The sequence below is a fragment of the Streptomyces sp. NPDC002209 genome (assembly GCF_042890265.1).
Classification (GTDB): domain Bacteria; phylum Actinomycetota; class Actinomycetes; order Streptomycetales; family Streptomycetaceae; genus Streptomyces.
Window position 1 is genome coordinate 65,363 of record NZ_JBIARX010000014.1, and the last position, 18,087, is coordinate 83,449.

The window sequence follows — 18,087 nt, forward strand, 5'->3', positions numbered from 1 at the left end:
CTCGGGATGTCTCACATGTTGGGCAGGGGTCAACACATGGTTGACCACCGCGAAGGCGCCACAAAATCAGCGGATTTCGTCCCGTGCGGACACCCCTGCGGAAGGAAGGCTTCCGCTCTTTCCGCCCTCGGGCGGGGGTTCCTCCGCCGGCTGCCCCACCAGGTGCCCCCCGGCCCGGTCCGCAGGCCGGCCCGCGGCGTCCGCCGCCGACCCGCCCACCGGCGGAGCCACCGGCACCTGGGGCCCGTCCGCCTCCCGCAGCCAGCGCCGCAGCACCGCGTGCACCGCCTCCGCGCCCACGAGGCCGGGTCCCGGCTCCGACAGTTCCGCCGGCCACATCAGGAACGGGTGCCCCTGCTCCCCGCCCAGGCCGCCGTGCGAGCCGATCTGCTCCTCGAAGGCGTGCACCGAACCGGTCAGCGGGTCGTACGCCGAGTTCACCATGACGTCGGCCACGTGCGGGAAGGCGTCGGTCCGGCGGACCGCCTGCGCCGCGCCCGGTCCGAACCTTGCCAGCAGCTCCTCCGCCGCGCCGGGCTCGTCGAGGCGGGCCGCCGCCCCGCCCGGGCCCAGCACCTGCCCGTCCACCAGCAGGAACCCGATGCCCGGGTGGTTGGCCAGGGTCGCCAGCAGCGCGGGGTGCGCCCGCTCGATCCGCTCCCGCGAGGCGCGGCCCGGCACGTCCGGGAAGGAGATCAGCCCGAGGTTGCCCGAGGCCAGCACCACCGGGTCCGGGCCCCGCTCCGGATGGGCCTCGGCCCCCTCCTCCACCGGCCGGTGCAGGGCCGCGAGGACCGCCGCGCGGGCCTCGGCGCCGCTGCGGGTACGCCCGGCCCAGCGGGAGACCGGCAGCCCGCAGCCCGCGCGGACCAGGTCCTTCAGCGTCAGCCCGTACCGGCCCAGGAAGGTCTCCCCCGGGCTCTGGCCGTGGTCCGACAGCAGCACGATCCGGTACTCCCGGGGTGCGTGCTCGGCGACCCGGGCGATCAGCGCGAGGCTCCGGTCGAGCCGGGCCAGCACCTGGTCGGTGTCCCGGCCGTGCGGCCCCGAATGGTGCGCCACCTCGTCGTAGGCGACCAGGTCCGCGTAGATCGCGGCACGCCCCGCGAGCATGTCGCCGATCACCGCCGCCACCACGACGTCCCGTTCGACGACCGTCGCGAAGGCCCGGATCAGCGGGTACAGCCCGCCCCGGGCGACCCGCGGCCGATCCCCGCGCACCCGGGCCCGCAGCGCCTGGCCGATCTCCCGGGCGACCTCGGCGACGAAGGACAGCGCGGTGCGGACGGCATTGGCCGGGTCGCAGAAGTACGCGAAGTAGCCCGCGCGGGAACGGTTCGCCCGGCCGCGCCGCGCCGAGACCGACAGGACGAGGGCCAGCTGGTCGGCGCCGCCGCTGAACAGGTTGCCGCGGCTCGCCCCGTCGAGGGTGAGCAGCCCGCCGTCCGCGGTGCGGGTGATGGCCCGGCGCTGGAGTTCGGCGGCGCTGGTGGGCCGGTTGCAGACCACCACCTCACCGGTGTCCTTCTCGTACCAGCGGAAGGCGGGCACGTCGAAGTTGGAGCCGTGCAGGATGCCGAGCTGGCTGGCGCCGGTCTGGCTGGACCAGTCGGTGCGCCAGGAGGTGATGCGGTGGCTCCCGTCCAGCCAGCCGGCGACCGTGGGCATCAGGGCGCTGGCCGCGGCGCGCCGCAGGGCCTCGTACCCGACCCCGTCGAGCTGGAGGAAGACCAGTGCGGGCGCACTCTCCGCGCCGCCGGGCGCGCCCTTGTGCCGCATCCGCCGGCGGCGCCGGTCGGCGAGCCGGTAGAGCCTGCGCCGGTACGCCTCGTCGTCGCGTACGGCGAGCGCGGTGGAGGTGGCCGAGGCGACGGCGGACATCACCGCGGCCACCACCACGGCGGTCTCCGGGGCCACTTCGCCGCGGCCGGACGGGATCAGGCTGAGGGCGAGCAGCAGCAGCGAGCCGTTGAGGAAGAAGACGAGCAGGCCGAGCACCAAGGCGGGCACCAGGAGCAGCGCCCGGACCAGCACCGGCCACACGAGCGCGCTCAGCAGGCCGAAGGCTCCGGCGCCCCAGGCCGCGGTCAGCCCGATCTCGGTGACGCTGTCGCCGTCGCCGGACTGGAGCCGGAAGTCGGGGAGGATGCCGGCGAGCGCGAGCATCGTGAGGGTGGACACCGCCCAGACGATGATCACCCGTGCCAGGGCGCTGCCCGTGGTCCGCCACCGTCCTCGCCACACGCCGTACCGCCTCGTGTCTCCCCCGGACCCGCGCCCCGCGCGCGGCCGCGCCGCACCCTCCAGCGTCGCACAGGGCGGCTCCGGAGGCCGGGTGACAGGGATGGCGCACGGACGTGCGGAAGGCGTGGCGACGGGAGCCGGGGCGCGGGGCGGGAGTGAGGCCGCCGGAGCCTACGTGCCGTCGTATCCGGCGGTCGGCATGGACAGCCGGCGGTGCACCTCGGCCTTCATGGCGGAGGTGTACTGCGGCTCGGCGAGCCCGGCGGTCTCCAGCCGTACGCCGCGCCGCCGGCACTCGGCGGTGAACTCCTCGACGGAGCGCAGTGCCCGGGCCAGTACCCGGTGGTTGGGGGCGACGAACAGGTCGACCTGCCCGGCCTCGACGTCGCACCAGAGCCCGCAGTGGTCGGCGCGCAGCCCGTAGAAGAGCAGCTCCCTCGTCACGACGTAGCCCTGGCCGGCGGCCCAGCGGGTGCACATGGCGTGCTGGCTGCGGGTGTCGACGACGAAGGGGTCGGTGTCCAGATCCTCGAGCGGGGCCAGGCTGGCGATCGCGGCCACGCGCAGCTCATCCATGCCGCCCGACCCTACTCCGATCCGCCGCCCGGGAGGAGGGGGCTGCGGCCTTCGGTTCCCGGCGCTCGGGCGGGGCAGCCTCTAGGCTCGAGGGGTCCGGGGACGCGACGGGGACGGGGAGGCCGGGTGCCGGTGGAGATCACCTGGTGGGGGCATGCCACGTGCACGGTCGAGGACTCCGGGGTGCGGCTGCTGACGGATCCGCTGTTCGCGCGGCGGCTCGCGCATCTGCGGCGGCGGCGCGGGGCGCTGCCCCCGCCGGAGGCGGCCGAGGCGGACGCGGTGCTGGTGTCGCATCTGCATGCCGACCATCTGCACCTGCCGTCGCTGGCCCGGCTGGCGCCCGGGACGCGGCTTCTGGTGCCGCGCGGGGCACGCCGGGCCGTGCCGGGGCTGGCGCGGGTCGCGCGGGTGCGGGGGCTGGCGGTCACGGAGATGGCTCCGGGTGACGAGGCCGGCGTACGGGCCGGCGTGCGGGTACGGGCGGTCAGTGCGCGGCACGACGGGCGGCGGCTGCCGTTCGGTCCGCATCTCGCGCCGGCGCTCGGGTACGTGGTCCAGGGCTCGGCGCGGACGTACTTCGCCGGGGACACCGGGCTGTTCGACGCGATGGCCGAGGAGGTCGGGCCGGTGGACGTGGCGCTGCTGCCGGTCGGCGGCTGGGGCCCGTACCTGGGGCCGGGGCACCTGGACGCGGGCCGGGCGGCGCAGGCTCTGGCCGCGCTGGCGCCGGCGGCGGCGGTGCCGGTGCACTACGGGACGTACTGGCCGATCGGGCTGGACGCGGTGCGGCCGCACGAATTCCACGCGCCGGGCGAGGAGTTCGTACGGCGGGCCCGGCAGCTGGCGCCGAAGGTGACGGTACGGGTGCCCGGCCACGGCGAGCGGGTGCGGCTGCCGTGACGTGGCGCGAGCTGGCGGCAGCGGCGGGGGCGGGGGCGGGCCAGGCGCCGCCGGAGACGACCCAGCAGGCGGTGGGCTACCCGGCGCTGTTCCTGCTGGTGGCTCTGGGGGCGCTGGTGCCGGTGATCCCGACGGGGGCGCTGGTGAGCACGGCGGCGGTGGTGGCGTTCCACCAGTCGCTGCCCTTCGGGCTGTTGCTGGTGTTCGCGGTGGCGGCGGTGGCCGCGTTCGCAGGGGACGTGGCGCTGTACTGGCTGGGGCAGCGCGGGGTGGCGTCCCGCAACGGCTCACGCCGGCTGGAGGCGCTGCGCGGGCGTGCGACGCCCGAGCGGCTCGCGCAGGCGCAGCGCAAGCTGGACGAACACGGGGTCCTGGTCCTGGTGCTGTCCCGGCTGGTGCCGGCGGGCCGCATCCCGGTGATGCTGGCCTGCCTCCTGGCCCGCCTCCCGCTGCGCCGGTTCGCCCGCGGTGATGCCCCGGCCTGCCTGGCCTGGGCGGCGACGTACTGCCTGATCGGCATCCTGGGCGGGTCCCTGTTCTCGGAGCCGTGGAAGGGCGTGGCCCTGGCGGTGTCGCTCGCCCTCCTGATCAGCGGGGCCCCCGCCCTCTGGCGCCGCCTGCGAAGGCTTTGACCGCGGCGCCGGACCGGCCCGGACCCGGAGGGAGAGACGGCCTAAAGGGCTCGGGAGCCCCCGATCGGCAGGTCCCACAGGTCCTCCCGGACCAGTCCGGCCCGGGCCCACGCCGCCCGCACCCGCTGCAAGGGCTCCATCACCGGCTCCGCAGACAGCACGAACGTCCCCCAGTGCATCGGCGCCATCCGCCGCGCCCCCACGTCCAGACACGCCTGAACGGCCTCTTCCGGATCCGCGTGCACATCGCTGAGCCACCACCTCGGCGCGTAGGCGCCGATCGGCAGCAGGGCCAGGTCGATCCCCGGATGACGCCGCCCGATCTCCCCGAACCAGTGCCCGTACCCCGAGTCCCCCGCGAAGTACACGCTCCTGGGCGCCGCAGACCGCGTGTCGGTCAGGACCCAGCCACCCCAAAGGGTCCGGCAGGTGTCGAGGAGCGACCGCTTGGACCAGTGGTGCGCGGGGACGAAGTCGAAACGTACGCCGCCCAGTTCCGCGCACTCCCACCAGTCGAGCTCGGTGACCCGGGTGAAGCCGCGCCGTCGGCACCAGCGGGCCAGGCCCGCCGGGACGAAGAGCGCGGTGTGCCGGGGCAGCCGTTTGAGCGTGGGGGCGTCGAGGTGGTCGTAGTGGTTGTGGCTGATCACCACCGCGTCCACCGGCGGCAGCTCCTCCCAGCGGACCCCGACCGGGGTCATCCGCGCCGGGGTGCCGAGGATGCGCCGGGACCAGACGGGGTCGGTCAGTACGGTCAGCCCGCCCACCCGCAGCACCCAGCTGGCATGTCCCGCCCAGGTGGCGCAGAGCGTGCCGGCGCCGGCCGCGGGCAGCGGGGCCGGGGCGTACGGGAGGTCGGGGATGCCGCGCAGCCCGTCGGGGCCGGGCCGGAACGCACCCTCGCGGGCGAGCCGCGCGAAGGCGCGGACGCCGGGCAGCGGCGTGGTGAGCCGGTCGGCGAAGGACCGCGGCCAGCTCCGCGCCTCCCCCAGCGCCCGCGGCGCGCCGTCACCAGGACCGGGCTCCGCAGGACCCGGACCCGGACGCCCGGAGCCGGGGGCCGCCGGGGCCGTCGGGGCCGGACCGGGGCGCCCGGGGCCGAGACCAGGGGCGGGAGCGGGCCCGGGGGCCGCGAGGCCGACGCCTGGACCGGCGGAGCCGGACCCCGGCCGGCCGGATCGGCCGGGGCCGGGGGCCGCGAGGTCGGGGGCCGCGAGGTCGGGGGCCACCGGGTCGGGAGCGGTGGCGGCGGGGGCCGTCGGGGTGTCCGTCTGGTGCCTCATCAACAGCTCTCCGTTCACCGCACAGCGGGCTCGTCGCGTCGGTCGGCGAAAGTCGGTCAGGAGGTCGGTCAGGAGGTCAGCCCGGCCAGGACCGATCCGAGGAGGTCCAGCGAGCGCCGTACGTGCGGCAGTGCGAGCGGGTCGCGTGCGGTGAGCGCGGCGAGCCGCTCCTCCGGGGTGGCACCGAGCAGCGGACCGGTCGACAGGCGGACCCGCAGCGCGCCCAGGTCATCCGCGAACCGCTGTCCGCCGGGGGTGGGTGCGCCGAGCCGGCCGCCCAGGTAGTCCTCCAGTTCCATGGCGTCGCGGACCCCCCGCCGCGCCAGCCCGGAGCGCAGCGGGCTCAGGTCCGCGTACAGGTGGCGTCCGGCCTGCGGCGGCCGCGCCAGGGCGCCGACGGCCAGCAGCTCCCGGTGGGCCGCGGCGGCGACCACCCCGTGCAGCGCGGCCGCGGCATGGGCCCGGCCGGCGACCGCGTCGGGCTCGTCGAGCGCATGCGCGGCGGCCCCGGCGACCGGGCCGGCGACCAGGGCGCCGGTCGCGGTGAGGACGTCGAGGGTGCGGGCCCGCAGCCAGGTGCCGCGCGGGGTGCCGGGGAAGCGGACCACGGCGGCGGGCCACCCGGCGGGCAGCAGCGCACCGGACAGGTCGACCAGTACGGCGGCCGAGTCGGGCAGCATCTCGGCCGGGCTCAGAACGAGCGTGTCGTGCGGCCGGTGGACGGTGTCGCGCCAGCTCTCGTCGCTGACGACGAACAGCCCGGCGTCCCCGGCGGCCTCGCAGGCCTCGCGCAGCATTTCCGGCGGGGGCACGGTCGCCGTCGGGTCGTCGGCCACCGACAGCAGCAGGACGCGCGGGTCGCCGCCCTCGGCACGCACCCGCCGTACCGTCTCCAGCAGGGCGTACGGGTCCGGGATGCCGCCGCACTCGGCCGGGGTCGGCACGTGGTAGGCCCGCCGTCCCAGCAGCCGGACCTGCGGCGTCCACCAGGCCGGGCAGGGCCGGGGCAGCATGACATCGCCCCCGTACGCGCCGAGCAGCGCCAGCAGCAGGCCGGGCGCGCCGGGCCCGGCGGCCACGTTCTCCGGCTCGGCGGGGAGCCCGCGCCTCCCCCAGTACCGGCAGGCGGCCTCGCGTACGGGCTCCCCGCCGCCCGGGGGTTCGGGGGCGGACCGTTCGGCGGCCGCGGCGAGCACGGCGGTGAGCTCGGGCAGCACGGGCAGGCCGGGCTGGGGCACGGGCGGCCCGTACCGGACCGGACCTCGGCCCTCCGCCGTGCGCTGCATCCCCGACACCTCGCCGCCCTGCCTTCCCCTTTCGGTGCGTACCGCCGATTCCGTACGCACCGCCGACCGACCATGCCCTTTATACGGTTATTTACGGGGGTACGCCTGTTGTCGCCCGCCGGGGGTCACGGGCTGCGGCCCGGCGGCTCAGCCCTGCCGGCCCACCAGGGCCAGCAGCCGGGTCTGGGCGTCCGCACCCGCCGGCACGTCCAGCGGCGCGGCGAACATCCCGCTCGCCGCGAGACCGTCGGCGTACGGCATGAGCTCCTTGAGGGAGAACTCGACCAGCCCGTCCGGGAGCCGGTCGTCGGCTCCGATGGCCCGGGAGAGGTCCCAGGTGTGCACGACGCAGTCGGCGGTCAGCTCCGCGCAGTACGCCCGGCCCAGCGCGGGCCCGTACGAGAGCCTGACCGTGCGGTCCAGCGCCCCGGCCGCGGTGAACGCGGCGTGTGCGGCGGCCGCCGCGCGGTCCCAGGCCCCGGCCGGGTCCTCGCCGAGCACGTCGCCGGAGAACGCGTCGCCGATCTCCTCGACGGTGCGGCCGTCGGTGACCATCGGCGGGATCCAGAGCTGCTCGCCGGTGACGTGGTTGACCAGGTCGCGCACGTTCCATTCCGTGCAGGGGGTCGGGGCGCCCCATTGGCCGTTTGCGACGGCGCGCACCCGCTCGCCGAAGAGCCGCAGGGCCCCGGCGTGCTGGTCGAGCAGCGTGTCCGCCATGGCTTCCACCGTCCTCTGCCAGCGGGTCCCGCCCCTGGAGCCCACTGTCCTCGCACCGGCTTTCCCCTGCCACCGACCCATCCGATTGCCGCGCAGCACAAGGATCGTGTCCATATGTCAAAACACATATCTCATACTCCGAACCCATCCCCTACGGTGATCACAACGCTTCAACGACGAGGAGGAGTCGGCTCATGAGCACCAGGGAAACGGCGGTCTACACGCACGGGCACCACGAATCCGTTCTGCGCTCGCACCGCTGGCGCACCGCCGCGAACTCGGCGGCGTACCTGATCGGCGAGCTGCGGCCGGGGATGGCGGTCCTGGACGTGGGCTGCGGCCCGGGCACGATCACGGCGGACCTGGCGGAACTGGTCGCGCCGGGCGGGCGGGTGACGGCTGTCGACGCCGCGCAGGACGTCCTGGAGCGGGCCGCGCAGTACGTGCAGGAGCGCGGCCTGACCGCGGCGGTCACCTTCGCCACGGCGGACGTCCACGCGCTGGACTTCCCGGACGACTCCTTCGACGTGGTCCACGCCCACCAGGTGCTGCAGCACGTCGGCGACCCGGTGCAGGCGCTGCGCGAGATGCGGCGGGTGTGCCGGCCGGGCGGCATCGTGGCGGCCCGGGACGCGGACTACGCGGCGATGACCTGGTACCCGGCCGAGCCGGGCCTGGACGAGTGGCTGGGCCTGTACCGCCGGGTGGCCCGCGCGAACGGCGGCGAACCGGACGCCGGGCGCCGGCTGCTGTCCTGGGCGAGGGCGGCGGGCTTCACGCAGGTGTCCTCGTCGGCGACGGCCTGGTGCTACGCCACTCCCGAGGAGACCGCGTGGTGGTCCTCCCTGTGGGCGGACCGTACGACGGCCTCGGCGTACGCCACCCTCGCCACGGGCGGGGGCCACGCGACCGCGGCCGAGCTGTCCGCCGTCGCCGAGGCCTGGCACCGCTGGGGCGCGGCCCCGGACGGCTGGTTCTCGGTGCTGAACGGCGAGATCCTGGCCCGGGCCTGACCACCCGCGGCCGCGCCGTCCGCGGGCGCCGTCCGCGGGCGCCGGGGACACGTTTCCCCGTCCGCCCCCGCCGGCACGTCCGATGCGGATTTGGGCCCTTGCCCCGGAGGTGGTTGGCTTGCCGCGACGAGCGAAGACAACTGCTGGAGGAACAGCTATGGCGCAGGTCGAGGCCACCACGGAGCGGATCATCGCGGCTGACGCGGAGACCGTGTTCGACGCGCTGGCGGACTACACCGGGACCCGGGGGAAGATCCTGCCCGAGCACTTCAGCGAGTACGAGGTGCGCGAGGGCGGCGACGGCGAAGGCACCCTCGTCCACTGGAAGCTCCAGGCCACCAGCAAGCGCGTGCGCGACTGCCTGCTGGAGGTCACCGAGCCCACCGACGGCCAGCTCGTGGAGAAGGACCGCAACTCCACCATGGTCACCACCTGGGTCGTCACCCCGGCCGGCGAGGGCCGGTCCAAGGCCGTGGTCACCACCGTCTGGAACGGCGCCGGCGGCATCGGCGGCTTCTTCGAGCGCACCTTCGCCCCCAAGGGCCTCGGCCGGATCTACGACACCCTGCTGGCCAACCTGGCCGCCGAAGTCGAGGGCTGAGCAAGGCCGTTGCCGGGCAGCGGCGCCGGGCGGCTCACCGGATCGGGTGGAATTCCCGGCGCAGGTGAGCCCCCGGACCCGGCGTGGGGGCGTGCCCCGCTTCCCCGAGACCGCTTAGGGTGGAAGCCTGCGTGGGCGGCTCCGTCCGTGTCGGCCGCGCCGTGGCAGCCGACCGCCCGGGGGGCCCGATGAAGATCCTCGTCTCCGCCGACATGGAAGGCGCCACGGGCGTCACCTGGCCCGCGGACGTCCTGCCCGGCACGCCCCAGTGGGAGCGCTGCCGCCACCTGTTCACCTCCGACGTGAACGCCGCCGTACTCGGCTTCCTCGACGGCGGCGCCGACCGGGTCCTCATCAACGAGGCCCACTGGACCATGCGGAACCTGCTCCTCGAACAGATCGACGACCGGGCCGAGCTGCTCACCGGCCGCCACAAGTCCCTCTCCATGGTCGAGGGGGTCCAGCACGGCGACGTCGACGGCATCGCCTTCGTCGGCTACCACACCGGCGCCGGAACGCCGGGCGTCCTCGCCCACACCTACCTCGCCAACTCCATCACCGGGGTCTGGCTCAACGGCCTGCGCGCCAGCGAGGGACTGCTCAACGCCCACGTCGTCGCCGAGTACGGGGTCCCCGTCATCCTGGTCACCGGCGACGACCTGACCTGCGCCGACGCCGACGGCTACGCCCCGGACGCGGTGAAGGTCGCCGTGAAGGACCACGTCTCCCGCTACGCCGCCGTCTGCCGCACCCCGGCCCGCACCGCCGCCGACATCCGGGCCGCGGCCAAGGAGGCCACGGCCCTCGCTGTACGCCGGGAGCCCGCGCGCGGCGGGCCGTACGCCGTGGAGCTGGAGTTCGACGCCGAGCACCTGGCGATGACCGCCACCGTCGTCCCGGGCGTCGAACGCTCCGGGGAACGCAGGGTCGCGTACACCAGCGAGACGATGTACGAGGGGATCCGGACCTTCAAGGCGGTCACGACGGTCGTCTCGGCAGCCGTGGAGGAGCAGTATGGCTGACATGCCCGCAGTCACCCCCCAGCGCCCGGCCGAGGAGACCCCCGCCGGGGAGCCCTCCGCCGAGGAGACCCCCGTCGACCGGGTGGCGCTCGACGAAGCCGTCGAGTTCACCTCCGGCCTGATCCGCATCGACACCACGAACCGGGGCGGCGGCGACTGCCGCGAGCGCCCCGCCGCCGAGTACGTCGCCGAGCGGCTCGCCGCGGCCGGCCTCGAGCCGGTCCTGCTGGAACGCACGCCCGGCCGCACCAACGTGGTGGCCCGGATCGGGGGCACCGACCCCGGCGCAGCGGCCCTGCTCGTCCACGGCCACCTCGACGTGGTCCCCGCCGAGGCCGCCGACTGGAGCGTGGACCCGTTCTCCGGCGAGATCCGCGACGGGGTGGTCTGGGGCCGCGGCGCCGTCGACATGAAGAACATGGACGCGATGGTGCTGGCCGTCGTACGGGCCTGGGCGCGCGCGGGCGTGCGGCCGCGCCGCGACATCGTGATCGCCTACACCGCGGACGAGGAGGACAGCGCCGTCGACGGCTCGGGATTCCTCGCCGGCGAGCACGCGCACCTCTTCGAGGGCTGTACGGAGGGCCTGAGCGAATCCGGCGCCTTCACCGTGCACAACGGACCCGGTCAGGCCCTCTACCCCATCGCCGCCGGTGAACGGGGCACCGCCTGGCTGAAGTTGACCGCCCACGGCACGACCGGCCACGGCTCCAAGCCCAACCGGGCCAATGCCGTCAGCCGGCTCGCCGCCGCCGTGGCCCGCCTCGGCGAGTACCGCTGGCCCGTCCGGCTCACCGGCACGGTCGCCGCCTGCATCACCGAACTCGCCGCCCTCCAGGGCCTGTCGGTCGACCCCCGGGCCCGCGACTTCGACCTCGACGCCGTCCTCCCCAAGCTCGGCCCGGCCGGCCTGCTCGTCGAGGCGACCGTACGCAACAGCGCCAACCCGACCATGCTCAGCGCCGGTTACAAGCTGAACGTCGTTCCGGGGACGGCCACCGCCCACGTGGACGGCCGGATGCTGCCCGGCGGCGAGGCCGAGTTCATCGCCACCCTCGACGAGCTCACCGGCCCCGACGTCACCTGGGAGTTCCACCACCGCGAGGTGGCCCTCGAAGCTCCCGTGGACGGACGGACGTTCGCGGTCCTGCGCGAGTCCGTGGAGCGCTTCGACCCCGACGGCCACGTGGTGCCGTACTGCATGGCGGGCGGCACCGACGCCAAGCAGTTCTCCCGGCTCGGGATCACCGGATACGGCTTCTCCCCGCTGAAACTGCCGCCCGGCTTCGACTACTGGTCCCTCTTCCACGGCGTGGACGAGCGGGTCCCCGTCGAAGCCCTGCACTTCGGCGTGCGCGTCCTCGACCGCGCCCTGCGGACCCTGTGAGGGGGAGCCGGTGATGGCGGCGGCGACCGGGCCCTACGGCAGCTGGCCCTCGCCCATCGACGCGGCGGCCGCCGCGTCGCTCGACGGGCGGCCCGAGTACCTCGGCACCATCGGCCCCGAGGTGTGGTGGACCGAGCCCCGGCCGGCCGAGGGCGGCCGCCGCACCCTGGTGCGCCGGCCCGCCGACGGCGGCCTCGAGGCCTCCGTGCTGCCCGCCCCGTGGAACGTCCGCAGCCGCGTCACCGAGTACGGCGGCCGGCCCTGGGCGGGCACCGAACGGCCCGCGGGCGGGCCCCTGGTGGTGTTCGTCCACTTCGCCGACCAGCGGATGTACGCGTACGAGCCCGACGCGCCCGGCAGCCCCGCCCCGCGGCCCCTCACCCCTGTCTCCGCGGTCGGCGGCGGCCTGCGCTGGGCCGACCCCGTCCTGCGGGGCGGCGAGGTCTGGTGCGTGCTGGAGGAGTTCACCGGCCCGGCGCCGACCGACGTGCGCCGGGTGCCGGCCGCCGTACCGCTGGACGGCTCGGCCGCCGAGGACCGGTCCCTCGTACGCGAACTGACCGACGACCGGCACCGGTTCACCACCGGACCCCGGCTGTCCCCCGACGGACTGCACGCGGCCTGGCTGGTGTGGGACCACCCCCGGATGCCGTGGGACGGCACCGAGGTGCGCCTCGCCGACATCGCCGGCGACGGGACGCTGACCGGGGTCCGTACGGTGCTCGGCGGTCCCGAGGAGTCCGTGGCCCAGGTGGAGTGGACCCCCGGCGGGGACCTCCTCGCCGTGAGCGACCGCAGCGGCTGGTGGAACCCGTACCGGGTGGACCCGGCGACCGGCGAGGCCGTCAACCTGTGCCCCCGCGAGGAGGAGTTCGGCGGCCCCCTGTGGAAGCCCGGGCTGAGCTGGCTGGCGCCGCTTCCCGGCGGGCTCCTCGCCGTCCTGCACGGCCAGGGCTCCTCGGTGCTCGGCATCCTCGACCCGGAGAGCGGCGACCTGGTGGACGCCGCCGGGCCGTGGACGGCCTGGCAGCCCACGCTCGCCGCGCACGGCAGCCGCGTCTACGGGGTCGCCGCCAGCCCGCGCAGCGCCTACGAGGTGGTGGAGCTCGACACCGGCGACGGGCACGCCCGGGTGGTCGGCGCGGCCGGGGTGGACCCGGTTGACCCCTCCTACTACCCGGAACCGCAGAGCCGGACCTTCCTCGGTCCGGGCGGCCGGGAGATCCACGCCCACGTCTACCCGCCGCACCACCCCGCGCGCCGGGCCCCGGCCGACGAACTGCCCCCGTACGTTGTGTGGGCGCACGGCGGCCCCACCGACCACGTGCCGCCCGTACTCGACCTGCACATCGCCTACTTCACCTCGCGCGGCATCGGTGTGGCCGAGGTGAACTACGGCGGCTCCAGCGGCTACGGGCGCGCCTACCGGGAGCGGCTGCGCGAGCAGTGGGGTGTCGTCGACGTGGAGGACTGCGCCGCGGTGGCCCGGGCGCTGGCCGCCGAGGGCACCGCGGACCGGGACCGGCTCGCCATCCGGGGCGCCAGCGCGGGCGGCTGGACGGCGGCGGCCTCGCTGGCCGCCACCGACCTGTACGCCTGCGGGACGATCATCTACCCGGTGCTGGACCTGCGGGGCTTCGCCGAGGAGACCCACGACCTGGAGTCCCGGTACGTCGACGGCCTGGCCGGACCCCCGCAGACCCTGGCCGTACGGTGCCGCGAGCGCTCACCGGTGGCTCGCGCCGGCCGGATCACCGCGCCCTTCGTACTGCTCCAGGGCCTGGACGACCCGGTCTGCCCGCCGGCCCAGGCGGAGCGCTTCCTGGCCGCCCTGCGGGGCCGCCCGGTCCCGCACGCCTACGTCGCCTTCGAGGGCGAGGGCCACGGCTTCCGGCGGGCGGAGACCATGATCCGCGCCCTGGAGACCGAACTCTCCCTGTACACCCAGGTGTTCGGCATCGACCGGACGGACGTCCCGAAGGTGGTCCTGGAGCCGCGGCCCCTCTGAGCGGGGCGGTCAGGCCGTGTGCAGCCAGACGCGGAGCGGGCCCAGCGGGGCGAAGCCGTGGCGGACGGCGGTGTCGAGGTCGTCCCCGGCCTCGTAGCCGACGACCGGCAGGCCGGGCCAGACGTCCGCGACCGCGGTGAGGGCCCCCGTCCAGGCCTCGTCGCCCGGGGTGCCGTCCGCGGTGAACACGTTGGAGAGGCCGGCCACCGCCTGCGTCCGGTGGGCGCCCGTCCGGTTGGCCGCGGCCCCGGCGGCGATGCGGCCGTCGGCGGACCGGCCGGCGAAGAAGGCGATCTCCTCGGTGAGCAGGCCCGGGTGGAACGGGCCGGTGCTCTCGCCGCCGCCCCAGGCCGCCTCCCAGGCGGCCAGCTCTCCGGCGTCGGCGACTCGGGACCAGGTCAGGGCGGATGCGGCCGGAGCCGGGGCGTCCGCCGGGCGGTGGATCCACTGCGCCGCGAACAGGACCTCGAAGCCCGCCGGGGCCAGGTCGAGCACGGCGAAGCTGTCCTTGACCGAGCAGCCGGGGGAGTCGGTGTCCATGCCGGCCAGCAGCGCGTCCGCCGAGGCCTCCCGGGTCAGGGTCACGCCGTCCGGGTAGTACGGCGGGGTGCGGCGCGCGCTGGTCCACGCGTCGGCCGCGAACGACCCGCCGCCGCTGACCGCCGCGCACCACTGCGCGTTGTTGTGCACCGCCGCGCGCAGCAGTTCTCGGGTGTTCGGGGCAATGATCACGCCGGGGATCCTGCCACACGCCATAGCCTGGTCGGATGTCATATTCCACGTACCTCCGCGAGGGGGAGCACGTCGGTCTTCGGCCCTTCCGGCTCGCCGACGGCCCCGAGTTCACCGCACGCGTGCACGAGAGCCGGGACCTCCACCACCCGTGGCTGTCCCCGCCCGCGACGATCGAGGAGTACGAGCCGTACGCGACGCGCCTGATCGAGGGCGGGAGCCGTGCGGGGTTCCTGGTCTGCGAGCGGGAGACCGGGGCCATCGCCGGGTTCGTCAACGTCAACAACATCGTCCGCGGCGCCTTCGACTGCGGGGCGCTCGGCTACGGCGCCTTCGCGCACGCCGCCGGGCGCGGGCTGTTCCGGGAGGCGCTGGGGGTGGTCGTGGCGCACGCCTTCGCCCCCGAGGACGAGGGCGGCCTGGGACTGCACCGGCTGGAGGCCAACATCCAGCCGGGCAACGCCGCTTCGCTCGCGCTGGTGCGCGGTGCCGGGTTCCGGCTGGAGGGGTTCTCGCCGGACTTCCTCTTCGTCGAGGGCGCCTGGCGCGATCACGAGCGCTGGGCGATCACCGCCGAGATGTGTGGTCCCGCGGGCGCCGATCGCGCAGGATGAAGGCATGCGAAGCCTGGTGCTCATCGACGCCCCGTCCAACCTGGGTCTGCGCCCGTCCGCGCCCGGCACCGTCCCCGGTGTCTACAAACTGGCGGGCGCCCTGCGGGACCAGGGCCTGCTGAGCCGGCTCGGCGCCCGCGAGGGCGGGGTCGTGGTGCCGCCGCGCTACGACCGCGGCAGCTGGAAGGAGGGCGACGGGGTCTTCCACGCCGGCCCCCTCGCCGCGTACACGGTCGCCCTCGCCGACCGGATCGAGACGCATCTGCGCGACGGGGAGTTCCCCGTCGTGCTCGGCGGGGACTGCTCGATCCAGCTCGGCGCCTCCCTCGCCATGCGGCGCCTGGGACGGTACGGGCTGGCCGCGATCGACGGCTCCGCCGACTTCCGCCACCCCGGCAACGAGGCCGTCAACGGGCCCGTGGGGGCCGCCGCCGGGGAGGAGCTCGCCCTCGCCACCGGCCGCGGCCAGGCCGGCCTCGCCGACCTGGAGGGGCTCGGGCCCTACCTCCGGGACGAGGACGTACGGCTCTTCGGGCTGCGCGACGGCGACCTGGACCTGCCGGAGCTGCGCGCGGCGGGGATCTCCGCGGCCACCGTCGGGGACATCCGCGCACGCGGCGCCGCCCGGGTGGCGCGCGCCGCTCTGGACGGGCTGCACCCGCCGGACACCGCCGGGTTCTGGGTCCACCTGGACGCCGACGCACTGGACCCGGACGTGATGCCCGCCGTGGACAGTCCCGACCCCGGGGGACTGCTCCCCGGCGAACTGGCCGAGCTGCTCGCCGTGTTGGTGGGCTCCCCGCGGTGCGTCGGCCTCAACGTCACGATCTACGACCCCGACCTGGATCCGGACCTGCGGGCCGGGGCGCTGCTCGCCGACCTGGTCGCGGGGGCGTTCGCGTAGTCGGGGGCCGTTCGGGGCGCTCGGGCTGCCCGGGTCGTTCGGGTAGGGCTCCGGCCAGGGCTTTGCGCAATCCTGACCGGTGGTGATCCGCGGAACCCCTGTGCACCGGCCGCCGTGGCGTGTTCCATTTCCTGCATGGCCACCACCGTCCGCCGCGCCGTACTGACCCTGCCCGCAGCCCCCTTGGGGCCCGAGAACCCGCTGCCCGTCCTGCGCGCACCCGGCGACGTGCACACACTCGACGATCTCCCCCAGCTACCGCTGGGAGGTGCCCCCAGGCGCGAGGGGCTGCCGCGCGACATGGCCCGGCAGATCGGCTACGAGCCGCTGCGCTCGCTGCTGCCCGTACGCCTGCTGGACGGGTACCGGCGGCGCAGGCAGGAACGCGAGTTCGAGTCCGTCGTCATCGAGAACGCACATCTGCGGGTCACCGTGCTGCCCGGGCTCGGCGGCCGGGTCCACTCCCTCGTGCACGTGCCGACCGGCCGCGAACTGCTGTACCGCAACCCGGTGTTCCAGCCCGCCAACTTCGCCCTCAACGGCGCCTGGTTCTCGGGCGGCATCGAGTGGAACATCGGCGCGACCGGCCACACCGCCCTCTCCTGCGCCCCGCTGCACGCCGCGCTCGTACCGGCTCCCGACGGGGGCGTGATGGTCCGGCTCTGGGAGTGGGAGCGGCTGCGCGACCTGCCGTTCCAGGTGGACCTGTGGCTGCCGGAGGACTCGGAGTTCCTGTACGTCGCAGTCCGCGTCCGCAACCCGCACGAGCGGCCCGCCCCCGTCTACTGGTGGTCGAACATCGCCGTCCCGGAGGACCCCGGCACAAGGGTGCTCGCCCCCGCCGACGAGGCCTGGCACTTCGGGTACGAGCGGGCGCTGCGGCGCATCCCCGTGCCGCAGTGGGAGGGCGAGGACCGCACGTACCCGCTGCGCAGCACGTACCCGGCCGACTTCTTCTACGAGGTCCCGGACGGGGCCCGGCCCTGGATCGCCTCGCTGGACGCCGAGGGGCACGGGCTCGTGCAGACGTCCACGGCCCGGCTGCGCGGACGCAAGCTGTTCGTCTGGGGCGCGGGGGAGGGCGGCCGGCGCTGGCAGGAGTGGCTGACCGAGCCCGGCACCGGCGGCTACGCCGAGATCCAGGCCGGCCTCGCCCGGACCCAGCTGGAGCACGTACGCCTCGAGGCCGGAGCGGAGTTCAGCTGGCTGGAGGCGTACGGGCCGCTGGCCGCCGACCCGGCGCAGGTGCACGGGCCCGACTGGGCGGCGGCCCGGTCCGCAGCGCAGACGGCCCTGGCGGCGGCCCTGCCCCGGGAGCGGGTCGAGGAGGCGTACGAGGCGTGGCGCGGGTCCGCCGACACCGAGCCCGGGGAGCGGCTGGCGGCCGGCTCGGGGTGGGGTGCGCTGGAGGTGCTGTGCGGCGGACACGAGCTGCCCGGCACCCCGTTCGAGGAAGCGGGGCTCGGCGAGGCGCAGGCGCCCTGGCTGGAGCTGTGGCGCACCGGGGTCTTCCCCGCCCCGCGGCGGGTGGCGCCGCCGGGGCCCAGCCTGGTGGCCCCGCACTGGCGGGACATGCTGGAGACCGCCCCGGCGGATCCGCTGACCGAGTACCACCTGGGCGTGGCCCAGTGGCATGCCGGCGATGTGGCCCAGGCGGTGCGCAGCTGGGAGCGCGGCCTGGGGCTGGCGCCCTCGAGGTGGCCGCTGCTGCGGTGCCTGGCGGTGGCGGACGCGCTGGCCGGCGACCCGGCGCGGGCCGCGCACCGGTTCGCCGAGGCCTTCGAGGACCTGACCGAGGAGAGCCGGGGCGGCGAGCCGTGGACGGCCGCGGAGTCCGCGCTGGGGCGGGAGGCGATGACGGCGCTGCTGGCGGCGGGCCGCCTGCCGGCGGCTCGGGCGGTGTGGGACCGGCTGCGGCCGGCGCTCCGCGAGGAGGGCCGGTTCCGCCTGCTGGCCGCCCGGCTGCTGGCGGCGGAGGGCCACGTGGGCGCGGCCCGCCGGGTGTTCGAGGAGGGCTTCGAACTGCCCGACCTCCGCGAGGGCGACGAGATCCTCTCGGAGGTCTGGACCCGCGTGACGGACCGCCCGCTCCCCCCGTCGTACGACTTCCGCATGCGCCCGCCGGCGTAGCAGCAGACGGCACGGGCGTTTCTGATGGGCGA

The 18,087-nt window shown here is 75.7% G+C and carries 16 protein-coding genes; 10 read left to right on the top strand and 6 right to left on the bottom strand.

Translation table 11 applies throughout. The features are described 5' to 3' along the window. Positions 1 to 66: 66 nt before the first annotated feature. Positions 67 to 2,244 (bottom strand): phage holin family protein, encoded by a 2,178-nt coding sequence (locus tag ACFYXK_RS25145; RefSeq protein WP_389413130.1) that lies wholly within the window; start codon positions 2,242 to 2,244, stop codon positions 67 to 69. A 171-nt stretch (positions 2,245 to 2,415) separates the two neighbouring features. Next, complete coding sequence (locus ACFYXK_RS25150) at positions 2,416 to 2,820, bottom strand: hypothetical protein (RefSeq protein WP_389413131.1); 405 nt, start codon at positions 2,818 to 2,820, stop codon at positions 2,416 to 2,418. Positions 2,821 to 2,946: 126 nt separating this feature from the next. On the opposite strand from ACFYXK_RS25150, the gene ACFYXK_RS25155 reads away from it, so the two are divergent. Together ACFYXK_RS25155 and ACFYXK_RS25160 are read left to right on the top strand one after the other, a co-directional pair. After that, complete coding sequence (locus tag ACFYXK_RS25155; RefSeq protein ID WP_389413132.1) at positions 2,947 to 3,723, top strand: MBL fold metallo-hydrolase; 777 nt, start codon at positions 2,947 to 2,949, stop codon at positions 3,721 to 3,723. Then, positions 3,720 to 4,355, top strand: coding sequence for a DedA family protein (locus tag ACFYXK_RS25160; protein WP_389413133.1), 636 nt, complete (start codon positions 3,720 to 3,722; stop codon positions 4,353 to 4,355). The genes ACFYXK_RS25155 and ACFYXK_RS25160 overlap by 4 nt, the downstream gene beginning before the upstream one ends. A gap of 41 nt (positions 4,356 to 4,396) precedes the next feature. Here the strand turns inward: ACFYXK_RS25160 and ACFYXK_RS25165 are convergent, their stop codons facing one another. The 3 genes from ACFYXK_RS25165 to ACFYXK_RS25175 all read right to left on the bottom strand — a co-directional run bounded on the left by ACFYXK_RS25165 (position 4,397) and on the right by ACFYXK_RS25175 (position 7,644). Continuing rightward, on the bottom strand, positions 4,397 to 5,638 hold the full coding sequence (locus ACFYXK_RS25165; RefSeq protein WP_389413134.1) for an MBL fold metallo-hydrolase: 1,242 nt from the start codon (positions 5,636 to 5,638) through the stop codon (positions 4,397 to 4,399). A 68-nt stretch (positions 5,639 to 5,706) separates the two neighbouring features. Then, the gene (locus tag ACFYXK_RS25170) at positions 5,707 to 6,924 is read right to left on the bottom strand and encodes an aminotransferase class I/II-fold pyridoxal phosphate-dependent enzyme (RefSeq protein ID WP_389413135.1); all 1,218 of its coding nucleotides are present in this window, start codon (positions 6,922 to 6,924) and stop codon (positions 5,707 to 5,709) included. A gap of 147 nt (positions 6,925 to 7,071) precedes the next feature. Beyond that, positions 7,072 to 7,644 carry a TIGR03086 family metal-binding protein gene (locus tag ACFYXK_RS25175; protein WP_389413136.1) on the bottom strand — a complete coding sequence of 191 codons (573 nt, stop codon included), beginning with the start codon at positions 7,642 to 7,644 and terminating at the stop codon, positions 7,072 to 7,074. A 194-nt stretch (positions 7,645 to 7,838) separates the two neighbouring features. Between ACFYXK_RS25175 and ACFYXK_RS25180 the strand changes: the two genes are divergently transcribed. From ACFYXK_RS25180 to ACFYXK_RS25200, 5 genes are all read left to right on the top strand, one after another. Beyond that, positions 7,839 to 8,657 carry a methyltransferase domain-containing protein gene (locus ACFYXK_RS25180; protein ID WP_389413137.1) on the top strand — a complete coding sequence of 273 codons (819 nt, stop codon included), beginning with the start codon at positions 7,839 to 7,841 and terminating at the stop codon, positions 8,655 to 8,657. 157 nt (positions 8,658 to 8,814) lie between these two features. Then, a complete protein-coding gene (locus tag ACFYXK_RS25185; protein WP_383510284.1) occupies positions 8,815 to 9,258 on the top strand; it encodes an SRPBCC family protein in 444 nt (147 codons plus the stop codon). A gap of 188 nt (positions 9,259 to 9,446) precedes the next feature. After that, complete coding sequence (locus tag ACFYXK_RS25190) at positions 9,447 to 10,280, top strand: M55 family metallopeptidase (RefSeq protein WP_389413138.1); 834 nt, start codon at positions 9,447 to 9,449, stop codon at positions 10,278 to 10,280. A gap of 1 nt (position 10,281) precedes the next feature. Further along, positions 10,282 to 11,667: a M20/M25/M40 family metallo-hydrolase gene (locus ACFYXK_RS25195; RefSeq protein ID WP_389413139.1), complete on the top strand. Its 1,386-nt coding sequence runs from the start codon at positions 10,282 to 10,284 to the stop codon at positions 11,665 to 11,667. A 13-nt stretch (positions 11,668 to 11,680) separates the two neighbouring features. Beyond that, a complete protein-coding gene (locus tag ACFYXK_RS25200; RefSeq protein WP_389413140.1) occupies positions 11,681 to 13,675 on the top strand; it encodes a prolyl oligopeptidase family serine peptidase in 1,995 nt (664 codons plus the stop codon). 9 nt (positions 13,676 to 13,684) lie between these two features. Here ACFYXK_RS25200 and ACFYXK_RS25205 read toward each other — a convergent pair whose 3' ends face one another. Beyond that, on the bottom strand, positions 13,685 to 14,431 hold the full coding sequence (locus ACFYXK_RS25205) for a hypothetical protein (protein WP_389413199.1): 747 nt from the start codon (positions 14,429 to 14,431) through the stop codon (positions 13,685 to 13,687). Positions 14,432 to 14,442: 11 nt separating this feature from the next. Between ACFYXK_RS25205 and ACFYXK_RS25210 the strand changes: the two genes are divergently transcribed. The 3 genes from ACFYXK_RS25210 (at position 14,443) to ACFYXK_RS25220 (ending at position 18,055) form a co-directional block, all read left to right on the top strand. Next, positions 14,443 to 15,021 (top strand): GNAT family N-acetyltransferase, encoded by a 579-nt coding sequence (locus ACFYXK_RS25210; RefSeq protein WP_389413141.1) that lies wholly within the window; start codon positions 14,443 to 14,445, stop codon positions 15,019 to 15,021. Between the two features lie 4 nt (positions 15,022 to 15,025). Then, on the top strand, positions 15,026 to 15,925 hold the full coding sequence (locus ACFYXK_RS25215) for an arginase family protein (protein ID WP_389413142.1): 900 nt from the start codon (positions 15,026 to 15,028) through the stop codon (positions 15,923 to 15,925). Between the two features lie 135 nt (positions 15,926 to 16,060). Continuing rightward, positions 16,061 to 18,055 carry a DUF5107 domain-containing protein gene (locus tag ACFYXK_RS25220; RefSeq protein ID WP_389413143.1) on the top strand — a complete coding sequence of 665 codons (1,995 nt, stop codon included), beginning with the start codon at positions 16,061 to 16,063 and terminating at the stop codon, positions 18,053 to 18,055. The last annotated feature ends 32 nt before the right edge of the window (positions 18,056 to 18,087 follow it).